Raw genomic sequence first — 12,449 nt, 5'->3', positions numbered from 1 at the left:
CAGTTCAATGCCTTATCGAAGTTTTCAAGCGGTCAACTGAGGAATCTAGGTTCAAGCGATTTCAAGGGCGGTCAGTGGCCTCGGAAGCCAGCCAGAGCTGGTCTGCGTAGTCGCCGTTGGGCTCGGTCAGGCGGATGCGAACCGGCATGTAAGCCAGGCTCGGTGCCAGCCAGATTTCCAATTGCTGATCTTCGGCTCGCCGCGGCAGGCGCTCCAGCTTGAACCCCTGCAGCGCACCGCCCGGAAGCTGCAGTGTTTCCAATGGGCCAAACTTGAAGCGCCACACGTCGGCATCACGGTGACTTACGGTTTGCACCCGCAGCGTGGTGCCGACAGGAAAGCGCTGTGGCGCGCTGGCAAGCAGCGCCGCGAGTTGCAGCGTCACGCTCAGGCGGTCCTGGGCGCCCGGCTGCAAGGTGGCCTCGGGCGTGTTGGCGCTGAAGCGCACGATGCCCTGTTCGCGATCAAAATGCGCCATTTCGTCTTTGCGGAAGGTGTCGGTAAAACGCTCGGGGGCCAGGCCGTAGGCATCAAAGGTTCCCTGACTCGCCTGCGTCCGCGTCAGGCCGAACACACTGAAGTTCATGCGTGCCTGGTAGCCGGCTTCCTGCTGCAGCCATTGCAATTCGGCGCGTACCCGGAACGGGAATTTGTTGGAATCCACCCGGTAGATCAGCTTGGTCGAAGGTGGCAAGGCGGTGCGATTGAAAACGGTTTGCTGCATCGACAGCTCGGCTGGGCCCGGAGCGGCCGAAGCCGGGGCAACGGCAACATGGGTGGCAGAACTGGCCGGGCTTGGCAGCGCAGTCGCCGCGCTGGCCAGCGGCGCCAGCCACGCAGCCAGTGCCAGAAGTAGCCAGGATTTACGCGTCATGCCAATTGCTTGACAAAGGTCTTGATGCCGCGCAGCAGCATCTCGATCGACACCGCCACCAGCACCAAGCCCATCAGGCGCTCCAGTGCAACCACAAAACGGTCACCCGCCACGCGCTGGATGCGCTCGGCCAGCACCAGCACCACCGCGCTCACGCTCATGGTGACGCACAGCGCGGCGATCCACTCAAGCCGCTTCTCGGGCGCCTGTGACACCAGCAGCAAGACGGTAGCCAGCGCCGACGGTCCGGCAATGGCGGGAATGGCCAGCGGCACGATCAGCGGCTCGCCAAGCGCTTCATCTGTCTCCACCTTGGGCGGCGGAAAAATCATGCGCAGCGCAATCAAAAACAGAATCACGCCGCCGCCAATTTGCAAGGAGAGCTCGCTCAGGTTCATCGCGCGCAAAAAGCCGTCGCCGATGAACATGAAGGTCAGCAGCAGCAAAAAGGCGATCAGCACCTCGCGCAGGATGACGCGGGAGCGGCGCTCGGGCGCCACGTTTTTGAGGGCGTTGGCAAAAATGGGGATGTTGCCGATCGGGTCGGTGATCAGGATCAGCAAAATGGTGGCTGAAACAAAGGTGTACTGCATGCGTTTGGCTCAAACTGTTGATGGCAACAGGATAGCAGGCTTGCCACAGCACCCCTGCGGCGCGCTGCCATGGGCGCCGCAGAAGGAAAAACAAACCTGATCAGGCCGGTTTTCTGCGCACCAGAAATACCGACGTGGTGGCGATGCGTACCAGGTTTTCAGCCACGCTGCCCATCATCATGCGCTCGAAACCGCGCCGACCGTGGGTGCCGATCACGATCAGGTCGGCATCCCACTGCTTGGCGGCCTCGACGATCATCTCGGCGACGCGTTTTTTATCGGATTCAACCAGAATTTGATGTGGATCCAGCCCTGCCGCTTTTGCCGTGGCAACGGCATCGGCCAGCAGCTTCTCTGCTGCCTGGCGCATGCTGGCCTTGACTTGTTCCGGGTCGATCAAATTGCTCAGCCCCATGTTGTTTTGCTCGAGCAGGCCGGTGTCGATCACCTTGCCAATGCACAGGCTCATGCCTGGCAGACTGGCAAACTGAATCGCCTCCTTCAGCGCCGCTTGCGCGGTGGAACTGCCGTCGATGGCGACAAAAATACGTTTACACATGAATGAACTCCTGAAAAGGGTTGTTTAAGGCTTGGTGATGGGCATCATCGGGTCGGTGATGCCCATACCGTAAATGGCGATCATGGTGATCAGGCCGGCCATGATCACGTAGTAGAGCGTTGGCAAAATGGTCATGCGCAAAATGCTGCCCTCGCGCCCCATCAGGCCCACGGTGGCGGATGCTGCCACCACGTTGTGAATGGCGATCATGTTGCCGGCGGCAGCACCCACGGCCTGGCTGGCCACCAGCATCGCACCCGAGACCCCAATCAAGTGCGCGGTGTCAAACTGGAATTGCGACATCATCAGGTTCGACACCGTATTTGAGCCCGCAATGAAGGCACCCAGCGCACCGACCGAAGCCGCAAAAAACGGGTAAATGCTGCCCACGCTGCTGGCCACCAGCTCGGCCATGGCCCTCGGCATGGAGGGCAGGTCGGCGACATTGACGCCCGAGTTGATCAAAATGCGCACCATCGGAATGGTGAACACCAGCACAAAGCCGGCACCCAGCAGGGTGCGCGATGACTCAGTTACCGCGGCTTTCAGTTCGGAGAAGTTCATGCGGTGCAGCAGGAACGTGGCGAGCACCACCATCACCATGATGCCGCCTGGCAGGTACAAGAACTGGATGCTGCCCGACAAGCCTTTTTCGCCCAGAATGTTGGCCCAGCCCAGCACCAGGTTTTTGGAGAAGAAGGCTTTGAGGTCGGGGCTGACACGCGATGCCACCAGCAGCACTGCCAGCAACAGGTAGGGCAGCCAGGCCAAGCCGACCGACATGGGCGCCTTGGAGGTCAGCTCGTCGAGTTTGATCTCGAGACTGCCGAGCCAGTGTGCCGGCCAATCTTTGGCATCGGCGAAGTCCCAGCTTGTCTTGGGCAACAAGAAACCCATTTTGGCCGCAGGCACCACAATCGCCAAGCCGACCAGGGCGCCGATCATGGACGGAAATTCCGGACCCAAAAAGACACCAGCGGCCGCATAGGGCAGCACAAAACTCAGGCCGGCAAAAATGGCAAACGGCGCAATGGCCAAGCCTTCGCTCCACGACTTGTTGCGGCCAAAAAAGCGCGTCATCATGGCGCACATCAGCAAGGGCATCAAGATGCCAATGATGGCGTGGGTGATGGCAACTTCAGAGGTAATGAGGCGGTAAAAAACCTCCCACTCCGAGCCGTTGGCCAGCAGTTGCGCCGAGATGCCGGCCTTGTCGAGGCCGCCACTGACCCCCACCACAATGGGCGTACCCACTGCGCCAAAAGACACCGGGGTGGACTGCACCATCATGCCCAGCATGACCGCGCCCATGGCCGGGAAGCCCAGCGCCACCAGCAGCGGTGCCGCCACCGCAGCCGGGGTGCCAAAGCCGGAAGCGCCTTCAATAAAGCAGCCAAACAGCCAGGCCACGATGATGACCTGCACCCGGCGGTCCGGGCTGATGTTGGCAAAGCCACCGCGAATGGCCTTAATGGCACCCGAATGCTTCAAGGTGTTGAGCAGCAAAATGGCACCAAAAATGATCCACAGCACCGCGCCGGTCAGGATCAGGCCTTGCAGGATCGAGGCAATGACGCGGTTGGTTGACATGCCCCAGGCGCCCAGCGCAATCGCAATACTGAGCACCAGCACGGCTGGCATGGCGCGTTTGGCCGGCCAGTTAAAACCTACCAGCAGCACGGCTGCCAGCACCAGTGGCGCAAAGGCCAGCATGGACAATACGGTTTGACTCATGATGACCTCCTCATGGTTTTGGGTTGTGAGTAGAAATGGATGGCTCGCCAGGTGTGCATGATGAAAATACTCCTCTTTGTAAAGATGAAAAAGTTGGCGTGAACGGTTAAAAAAAGTTAATGAGCAACGGCCTCTACCCGGCTGCATTCTTCAAGCAGGTAAGCCAGGCCGTGGTAGGGCCGGCCGGTCTCGGCGGTGAGGCCGATTTCGCAGGTGCGGTTGGTGGAGATGCCCTCACAGCAGCTCGCGGGCAAAGCGTCGTGCACTTTGCGCAGTGCATGCACGTTGAGTTCTGGCACCGCAAAACCGCGGTCGCCGCCAAAGCCGCAGCAGGTGACGCCTGCGGGCTCGACAATTTGCGCGACGCACGCGGCCAGTACCTTGCGCAGTTTGGCGTCTGAGCCGGTGCGGCGCACGCTGCAATTGATGTGCAGCGCCACCGGGCCGGGTTTTTTGGTGATGTACAAGCGCGGCAACAGCGCGTCGTGGGCAAATTCATGAAAGTCAAGCAACTGCAGGGGCGTGCCAGCGAGCTTCTTTTGCATCCGCACCGAGCAGGTGCTGGCATCCATGATGACCGGGTAATAACCGCCTTGGCCGTCGTCAGCCGCCTTGAGCAAGGCTTGCGTCACGGCAGCGCTCATTTCGTCGGCCTCTTCAGCCATGCCTTTGCTCTCGAGCATCTGGCCGCAGCACAGTTTGTCAAAGCCTTCGGGCAGGATCGGCTTGTAGCCGGCGCGCACCAGCAGTTCCATGATGACCTCCGGCAGGGTGGCTTCGTCCGAGCTGTTGGCACCAAAAATGCGCCCGCCACAGGCCGGAAAATAGACCACCGGATCGCCCTCGCCTTGGTAAGCCTCGGGCGTTTTGCCAGCCAGCGGCATGCCGCGTTTCCACTTGCCACCCGACATTTTGGCCAGCAAGTTGTCGCCCACCACGCTGGAGGCCACATGGCCCAGGCCAATGCCAATGCGCGAGGCGGTGGTGACCTTGCCAAAGTTGTCTGCCGTCCACTGCGCCACCTTATGAGAGGTGTTGCCCATGCCACGCCCGCGCAGCAAGCGTGTGAGTGCGCCGGTGTCGATGCCGACCGGGCAGGCGGTGGAGCACAGGCCGCAACCGGCGCAGGTGTCAAGGCCGTAATAGGCAAAGTCGGCCTCCAGCTCGGCCACACTTTCACCCGCTGCGGTGCGGCGGGACAGCTCGCGCCAGCTCACAATGCGCTGGCGCGGCGACAGCGTGAGCCGGTGCGACGGGCACAGCGGCTCGCAAAAACCGCACTCAATGCAGCGGTCCACCAGGTCCTCGGAAGCCGGCATGGGCTTGAGGTGCTTCAGGTGCGCCTGTGCGTCGTCGTTCAGGATCACGCCCGGGTTGAGCAGGTTTTTCGGATCAAACAGCTGCTTGATGTGGCGCATCAGATTGGTGGCCTGCGTGCCCCATTCTTTCTCGACAAACGGCGCCATGTTGCGTCCGGTGCCGTGCTCGGCCTTGAGTGAACCGTCGTATTTCTCAACTACCAGCGAGCATACGTCGTCCATGAAGTGCGCATAACGGTCCACTTCGGCTTGCACCGAAAAATCCTGCGTGAAAACAAAGTGCAGGTTGCCTTCAAGCGCGTGGCCGAAGATGATGCCCTCGGTGTAACCGTGTTTGCGCAGCAGCGCCTGCAAATCGAGCGTGGCGCTGGCCAGTGAGGCCAGCGGAAAAGCCACGTCTTCGATGATGACCGTGGTGCCGGCACGGCGCATGGCGCCCACCGCCGGGAACGTGCCTTTGCGCACTTTCCAGTACATCTCGCAGGTGGCGGGGTCGGTGGAAAACAGCGGCGGCTCGATGGTCTCAATACCGCGCAAGGCTTCCAGCGCGGCCTCCATGCGCAGTTGCAGCGCGATGGCTGTTTCGCCGCGCACCTCAATCAGCAGCGCGGCAGCCTCGTTGCCCAGGGTTTGCATGATGGCGGGCAGGCCGGGCTTGTCTTGCACCGAGCGCAGCGAGGCGCGGTCGAGCAGCTCCACCGCCGACACCGGCTTGGCTTTGAGCCCGATCACTGCCTGGCAGGCGACTTCTATGGTTGGGAAAAACACCAGCGCGCTGGCCTTGAACGGGTCTTCAGCGACGGTCTGGTAGGTGATGCGCGAGATGAAGCCGAGCGTGCCTTCCGAGCCGATCATTAAGTGCGCCAGGATGTCGATCGGGTCTTCAAAATCAACCAGCGCGTTGAGGCTGTAGCCGGTGGTGTTCTTGATGCTGTACTTGTGGCGAATGCGTGCCGCCAGCACGTCGTCGGCGCGGGTCAGCTTGCCAAGGTGTTGCAGCTCGTCCACCAGTGTGGCGTGACTTTGGCGAAAGCTCGCTACGCTGTAGGCGTCTTCAGTATCGAGCAAGGTGCCGTCGGCCAGAATGACGCGCATGCCGGCCAGCGTGCGATAGCTGTTTTGCGCTGTGCCGCAGCACATGCCCGACGCGTTGTTGGCGGCAATGCCCCCAATTTTGCAGGCGTTGATGGAGGCCGGGTCGGGGCCGATCTTGCGCCCGTGGGGGCTCAGGCGAAAGTTCACCTCGCCGCCAATGATGCCGGGGCCCGCCCGCACCGTGGCCGCATCAGGGCCAATCTCGCAAGTGGCAAAACCTTCGCCAATCAGGGCCAGCACACTGTCGGTGACCGCCTGGCCCGACAAGCTGGTGCCGGCGGCACGGAACGTCACCGGGCGGCCCAGCGTGCGTGTGGCTTGCAGTAGCGCCTGCACTTCTTGCTCAGACTCGACCACCGCCACCACCTCAGGGGTGAGGCGGTAAAAGCTGGCATCGGTGCCGTAGGCCAGGCGCCGCAGCGGGTCGCTGATGACCTGTTTTGGCGGCAGAATGCGCGCCAGCACGTCCAGTAATTGGCTCATGGTGTGTCTCCTGTGTTCTTGTTTGGTAAAGTGGTATTACCAGATAAGGACTGTAATGCCCTTGGTTTTCAGGATAATAAGGGTTTACCCTTATTTTTAGTGCATTATTTTCAACATGGTTTTGAATTATGATGGAACTGGTCAGACCAATCTTGTTTTTGAAGGCACCATGAACCCCCAACGCCCTGCCGTTACCCGTTTGGCTGACTCTGTTGCTAGCGAACTCGAAAAACGGATCCTTGAAGGCTCGCTCAAGCCGGGCGACCGCCTGCCCTCTGAACGTGCGCTGGCGCTGGAACTGGGTGTGTCGCGCCCCTCGCTGCGCGAGGCGATGCAGCAACTGGTGTCCAAGGGCCTGCTCAGCACGCGCCATGGCGGCGGCACCTATGTCACGGATCGGCTGGAGGCGCATTTTGTTGACCCCTGGCAGGGCATGCTCAAGGCCAACCCCATGCTGCACCGCGACCTGCTGGAAGTGCGTCAAATGCTCGAAAGCCAAGCTGCCGCACTGGCCGCCGACCGCGCCACCGACCTCGACATCAGCCGGCTCGATGCTGCCCACGCGGCTTTGGAGGCCAGCTATGAGCGCGACGATCTGACGCATTGCATCGAGACCGATGTGGCGTTTCACCAGGCTGTGGCCGAGGCCTCGCACAATGCGCTGATCGGCCACCTGACGGCCAGCCTGATGCGGGTGATCCGCGGCCATGTGTCCAATAATCTGGTGCACTTGCACGCCCGACCGCAGCGCTGGAACCAGTTGCGAGCGCAGCACCGCGCCATCTGGCAGGCCATTCGCGAGCACAAGCCGCAAGAGGCGGCGCTGGCCGCCAGCGAACACATTGAATTTGTGCGCCAAAGTATCGAGGACAAGGTGCTCGATGAAGCGCGACGCTCCAGCGCGCTCAGGCGCCTGGGTGACGTGCCTGCGAATTGATCAACGGGCATAAAGAGACGTCAGCAAGGCAAAACCCTTGCCCTCGATCGGCTTGCCGAACGGGTCGCTCAGGTGCATCGAGAGTTGGTGGCCAAAAAATCAAAATCGACCCAGGTGGCGGTGCTGCGGCCCTCACGACAGCTCAGCACCCCGCCGTAAAAAGCGCGGGTCTGGTCGCCGTCGGTGATGTTGAAGGCCAAGTGAAACAAGCTGTTCATCGCCGAAAGCGTATCAGTTCACGCCCTTGGCCGTGGCTTGGTCACCGCGACCCCTTTGACGGGCTGGTTTTTACCAGTGCAATAATCGCGCCCCATGAATCTTCTGCACACCCTGCGCAACGCACCCTGGCTGGCCCGTCTGGCCCTGCTGTGGTTCGCCTTGACGCTGGGGGCAGCCGTGGCCTCGCCCATGGTGCAGCCGCAGCAAGAGTTGGTCATTTGCACCGGCGCGGGCATGCTCAAGGTGGTGCTGGCGGACGACGGCACGGTGACCACTGCGGCCACGTCCGACACCGGTGACGCTCTGTTTTGTCCGCTTTGCCTGGCCGGCGGTGCGCCCCCTGCCGTGGTGGTCGAACCAATCAATCCTCCCCAAAGCACGGGCCGTGCGCGGCAAGGCACGCCGACGGTCCACATTGCCGCCCGGAGCGCCGCACCCTTGCCGGCGCGTGGCCCGCCGCACGCCTGACTGTCCGGTTTTCGGCAAGCCTGGCGTTGCTGCATCAGCGCATCAGGCCTATTTTTTCATTTCCCCCGGTCTTGTGATCGCCGCGTTATGCCGTGCTTTTTGCCGTGCTTTGTGCCGTATGCCGCCAGCGCCCCAAGCCTTTGACAGATTTAACCCTCAAGGACTTTTATGAAATTCAAATCACTGACGATCGCCGTCGCACTGGCCGCGATCACGCTTGGCGCATTGGCTGAAGATGCCGCCGTCAAGGTGCAAAACGCCTGGGCGCGCGCCACCGTCAAGGGCCAGATGGCCACTGGCGCGTTCATGACGCTTACCGCCAAAGAAGCCACCACCCTGGTCGGCGTGGCCTCAACCGCGGCCGGCGTGGCGCAAGTGCACGAAATGAAGATGGACAACGGCGTGATGAAAATGGCCGAGGTCAAGGGCGGGCTTGTCCTGCCCGCTGGCAAGGCCGTGGAGCTCAAGCCCGGTGGCTACCACTTGATGCTGATGGACTTGAAAGCACCGCTGGCCAAGGACGGCACGGTGCCAGTCACCCTGACTTTCAAGGACGCCAAGGGCGTTGAGAGCAAGCTGGAACTGATGTTGCCGGTGGCCATGACGCCACCGGGCGGCATGACCAAACCGGCTGCCATGGACCATTCCATGCACGGTAACATGCCCGCTAAATAAGCGCCACCACGCCAAGGGACACATCGGGTGCCATGCGCTGGTACAGGCGCTCCTTATCTTGGTAATAGAACGCGTGCCATGAGCTTTTGGGGGATTGCGCACGGATGAGGTACGGGCTTTACGGTAAGCTGCTGCCTGTGCCAAGACAACAACCCCTAGGAGAAAAGCATGAGTGACTCAGAAAACGGCGGTTTCGCCAAATTCGTCCCTGGTTTTGACTTTCTGCAAAACCTCGCCAAAGGTGCCTCGCAGGCGGTGCCGCAAATGCCCGACATGGCCAACTGGATTGCGCCTTCGCTCAATGAGGAGGAACTGGACAAGCGCATCGCCGAACTCAAGGCGGTGCATTTCTGGCTCGATCAAAACTCCAAGGCGCTGGGCGCCACGGTGCAGGCGCTTGAGGTCCAAAAAATGACGCTGGCCACCCTCAAGGGCATGAACTTCAGCATGACCGACATGGCCAATGCGTTCAAGCTCAAGACTGTGGATACGGTGGCCTCTGGTGTGCAAAAGATCACGGAAAAGGCCGCAGCCACGGCCCAGACGGTGGCTGAAGTCGCTGAAAAAACCGAAGAAGTAGCCAAAAAGGTCGGCGACGCCGTCAAGCCGACGGCCTCGGCAGCTGGCCCGGTTGACCCGATGCAGTTGTGGACTGCGCTGACCCAGCAGTTCCAGCACATTGCCGCCGGCGCCATGAAGGAAGCCAGCAAGGCAACAGCAATGGACATGAGCAAGAATCTGGCCAAAGGGGTGATCAAGGAAACGGTCAAAAAAGCGCCTGCAAAAAAAGCAGTGGCCAAAAAGGTGCCTGCCAAAGCAGTTAAAAAAGTGGCCACCAAAACCAGCGCGCGCGGGCGTTGAGGCTGTGCGCGTGAACAGCAGGGCCGCAGCATGAAATTGTTTCCCTATGCGCACGCCACCCACCCGCAGTGGGGCATGGCGGCCAATTTAGCGCTGGCGCAGTTGCGCGCCCAGATGGCGCTGCACGGCTATGCCAGCAGCCCGACGCTGGCACTGCTCTACATCACCGACCACTATGCCGCCCATGCGCAGGAGATTCTGGCGCACCTGAGCGCCGAGCTGCCCGAGATTACCGACTGGTCCGGCACGGTGGGCGTGGGCATTGCCTCCAACAATGTCGAGTATTTTGACGAGCCCGCGCTGGCGCTGATGCTGTGCGAGCTGCCCAGCGACCAGTACCGGGTGTTCTCGGGCGTGGCTCCGCTGGGGCTGGCCTTTGATGCGCACACCGCGCTGGTGCACGCCGACGGTCATACCCCTGACGTGGCCGAGCTGATCGAAGAACTGGCCGCACGCACCGACTCCGGTTATGTGTTCGGCGGCCTGGCATCAAGCCGCGGCGCGGCAGTGCAGTTTGCGGTGGCCGCTGACGGCACTGTCAAGGGCCAGGGCAAGGCCAGCGGCGTTTTCAGCGGTGGCTTGAGTGGCGTGGCCTTTGGCCCTGAGGTGACGCTGGTGTCGCGCGTCACGCAAGGCTGCCTGCCGATCAACCGCGCGCACAAGGTCACCGGCGCCGAGCGCAACGTGGTGCTCGCGCTCGATGACGAGCCTGCCTTGCAGGTGATGCTGCGCGAGTTGAATGTGACATTGGACGAGCCGCGTGAAGCGCTGCAAGCGGTGCGCGCCACACTGGTCGGCTTGACCGAGCCCGCCAGCCTGGCCGATGTGGCGCCTACCGTGACGCGCACCGGCAACTTCGGCCCCGACGTGCTGGTGCGCCACATCATCGGCCTTGACCCTGCGCGCGCCGGCGTGGCGGTGGCCGATGTGGTGACCGAAGGCATGGAACTGGCCTTTTGCCAACGCAACGTGCAGGCCGCGCGCGCCGACCTGATGCGCATTTGCGCCGAGATTCGTGAGGAGCTGGAGCCGCAGGAACAGGCGCTGGAAACGGCCACTGCCCTGGCGCAATCCGAGGCCGAGGCGGCACCGCATGCAGCGCGCGGCATTGCCGGCGCCATTTATGTGAGCTGCACCGGGCGTGGCGGTGCCCATTTTGGCGGCCCCAGCGCCGAGCTGCAAATCATCCGCCGCGCCTTGGGCGACGTGCCGTTGGTGGGGTTTTTTGCCGGTGGCGAGATCGCCCGCCATCACCTGTATGGCTACACCGGGGTGCTGACGGTGTTTACCGGCAAATAGGTCGCTTGCGCATCCTTGCAAATAGGGAGTTTCATTCCATGATTTGCAAGGATAAATTCACACGCCGCGCGCCCGGTCGGCCAAAAACTGCTGCCGGAAAGCGCCAAATGTGCCGGCGTCTAGCGCGGCGCGCACCTCACGCATCAGGTTCAGGTAGTAGTGCAGGTTGTGGATGCTCGCGAGCATCGGGCCGAGCATTTCGCCGCAGCGGTCGAGGTGGTGCAGGTAGGCTCGGCTAAAGCCGCCGCTGATGGTGCCATTGGGCCGGGTCGTGCCCTTGCAGGTGTAGCAACTGCAGCTGCTGTCGAGCGGGCCGTGATCAGCTTTGTGGCGCGCGTTGCGCATTTTCAGGTCGCCAAAACGGGTGAACAACGTGCCGTTGCGCGCGTTGCGCGTGGGCATGACGCAGTCGAACATGTCAACGCCTTGGGCCACGCCCTCGACCAGGTCTTCGGGTGTGCCGACCCCCATCAGGTAGCGCGGCTTGTGCCAGGGCAGGCGGTGCGGCGTGTGCGCCATGATGCGCAGCATCTCGTCCTTGGGCTCGCCCACGCTCACGCCGCCGACGGCGTAGCCGGGAAAGTCCATCGCCACCAGTTGCTCCAGCGACTCTTGCCGCAGCCCTTCGAACATGCCGCCCTGCACGATGCCGAACAGCGCGTTGGGGTTTTCCAGCCGGGCAAATTCGGCCTGGCTGCGTTTGGCCCAGCGCAGGCTCATCTCCATTGAGCTGCGCGCCTCCTGCTCGGTGGTGATCTGGCCCTTGGTCTTGGGTTCGACCGACAGGTAGGGCGTGCATTCGTCCAGTTGCATGGCGATGTCGGCGTTCAGCGTGGTCTGGATCTGCATCGACACCTCGGGCGACATGAACAGCTTGTCGCCGTTCACGGGGCTGGAAAAGTGCACGCCTTCTTCGGTGATCTTGCGCATGGCGCCAAGGCTCCAGACCTGAAAGCCGCCCGAATCGGTCAGGATCGGTTTGCGCCAGCGCTCAAAGTCGTGCAGGCCGCCAAAGCTTTGCATCACGTCGAGCCCCGGGCGCATCCAGAGGTGGAAGGTGTTGCCCAGAATGATTTGCGCGCCCATGTCTTCCAGGCTGGAGGGCAGCACACCCTTGACGGTGCCGTACGTGCCCACCGGCATGAAGATGGGGGTTTGCACCATGCCGTGATTGAGCACCAGCGTGCCGCGGCGGGCGTGACTGCCGACGTAGCCGGTTTCAATCACCGGGGGATCGGTGCGCAGCAGGTCGAACTGAACCACGGGCTGGGGTGGGTGCGGATGCGGATGGTCGTGTTGGTGAGCGTGTGTCATGGCAATGGAAAGGAGCTTA

At 61.9% G+C, this 12,449-nt stretch carries 11 protein-coding genes and 1 pseudogene; 5 read left to right on the top strand and 7 right to left on the bottom strand.

Going from position 1 to position 12,449, the window contains the following annotated elements:
• Positions 1 to 61: 61 nt before the first annotated feature.
• The 5 genes from IBX54_RS07900 to IBX54_RS07880 all read right to left on the bottom strand — a co-directional run bounded on the left by IBX54_RS07900 (position 62) and on the right by IBX54_RS07880 (position 6,657).
• Positions 62 to 874, bottom strand: coding sequence for a DUF3108 domain-containing protein (locus tag IBX54_RS07900; RefSeq protein ID WP_296542121.1), 813 nt, complete (start codon positions 872 to 874; stop codon positions 62 to 64).
• Entirely contained in the window at positions 871 to 1,467 is a 597-nt protein-coding gene (locus IBX54_RS07895; RefSeq protein ID WP_296542120.1) for a MarC family protein, read from the bottom strand. The genes IBX54_RS07900 and IBX54_RS07895 overlap by 4 nt, the downstream gene beginning before the upstream one ends.
• A gap of 100 nt (positions 1,468 to 1,567) precedes the next feature.
• Entirely contained in the window at positions 1,568 to 2,026 is a 459-nt protein-coding gene (locus IBX54_RS07890; protein ID WP_296542119.1) for a universal stress protein, read from the bottom strand.
• Positions 2,027 to 2,050: 24 nt separating this feature from the next.
• Positions 2,051 to 3,760 carry an L-lactate permease gene (locus tag IBX54_RS07885; RefSeq protein ID WP_296542118.1) on the bottom strand — a complete coding sequence of 570 codons (1,710 nt, stop codon included), beginning with the start codon at positions 3,758 to 3,760 and terminating at the stop codon, positions 2,051 to 2,053.
• A 116-nt stretch (positions 3,761 to 3,876) separates the two neighbouring features.
• Positions 3,877 to 6,657 carry an FAD-binding and (Fe-S)-binding domain-containing protein gene (locus IBX54_RS07880; protein WP_296542117.1) on the bottom strand — a complete coding sequence of 927 codons (2,781 nt, stop codon included), beginning with the start codon at positions 6,655 to 6,657 and terminating at the stop codon, positions 3,877 to 3,879.
• Between the two features lie 169 nt (positions 6,658 to 6,826).
• On the opposite strand from IBX54_RS07880, the gene IBX54_RS07875 reads away from it, so the two are divergent.
• Positions 6,827 to 7,594 carry a FadR/GntR family transcriptional regulator gene (locus tag IBX54_RS07875; RefSeq protein ID WP_296542116.1) on the top strand — a complete coding sequence of 256 codons (768 nt, stop codon included), beginning with the start codon at positions 6,827 to 6,829 and terminating at the stop codon, positions 7,592 to 7,594.
• 57 nt (positions 7,595 to 7,651) lie between these two features.
• Here IBX54_RS07875 and IBX54_RS07870 read toward each other — a convergent pair.
• Positions 7,652 to 7,812: pseudogene (locus IBX54_RS07870) on the bottom strand (dioxygenase); the annotation flags it as partial.
• A 94-nt stretch (positions 7,813 to 7,906) separates the two neighbouring features.
• Here IBX54_RS07870 and IBX54_RS07865 point away from each other — a divergent pair.
• The 4 genes from IBX54_RS07865 to IBX54_RS07850 all read left to right on the top strand — a co-directional run bounded on the left by IBX54_RS07865 (position 7,907) and on the right by IBX54_RS07850 (position 11,116).
• On the top strand, positions 7,907 to 8,281 hold the full coding sequence (locus IBX54_RS07865; protein WP_296542115.1) for a DUF2946 family protein: 375 nt from the start codon (positions 7,907 to 7,909) through the stop codon (positions 8,279 to 8,281).
• A gap of 168 nt (positions 8,282 to 8,449) precedes the next feature.
• Positions 8,450 to 8,956 carry a copper chaperone PCu(A)C gene (locus IBX54_RS07860; RefSeq protein ID WP_296542114.1) on the top strand — a complete coding sequence of 169 codons (507 nt, stop codon included), beginning with the start codon at positions 8,450 to 8,452 and terminating at the stop codon, positions 8,954 to 8,956.
• Positions 8,957 to 9,124: 168 nt separating this feature from the next.
• Positions 9,125 to 9,817, top strand: coding sequence for a PhaM family polyhydroxyalkanoate granule multifunctional regulatory protein (locus tag IBX54_RS07855; protein ID WP_296542113.1), 693 nt, complete (start codon positions 9,125 to 9,127; stop codon positions 9,815 to 9,817).
• Between the two features lie 30 nt (positions 9,818 to 9,847).
• Positions 9,848 to 11,116: an FIST N-terminal domain-containing protein gene (locus IBX54_RS07850; RefSeq protein WP_296542112.1), complete on the top strand. Its 1,269-nt coding sequence runs from the start codon at positions 9,848 to 9,850 to the stop codon at positions 11,114 to 11,116.
• A 57-nt stretch (positions 11,117 to 11,173) separates the two neighbouring features.
• Here IBX54_RS07850 and tgt read toward each other — a convergent pair whose 3' ends face one another.
• Positions 11,174 to 12,379: a tRNA guanosine(34) transglycosylase Tgt gene (tgt, locus tag IBX54_RS07845; protein WP_296542122.1), complete on the bottom strand. Its 1,206-nt coding sequence runs from the start codon at positions 12,377 to 12,379 to the stop codon at positions 11,174 to 11,176.
• Positions 12,380 to 12,449: the final 70 nt, after the last annotated feature.

It is taken from the genome of Rhodoferax sp. (assembly GCF_014859475.1).
Classification (GTDB): Bacteria; Pseudomonadota; Gammaproteobacteria; order Burkholderiales; family Burkholderiaceae_C; genus Rhodoferax.
This window is presented reverse-complemented; position numbering and strand designations above follow the sequence as displayed.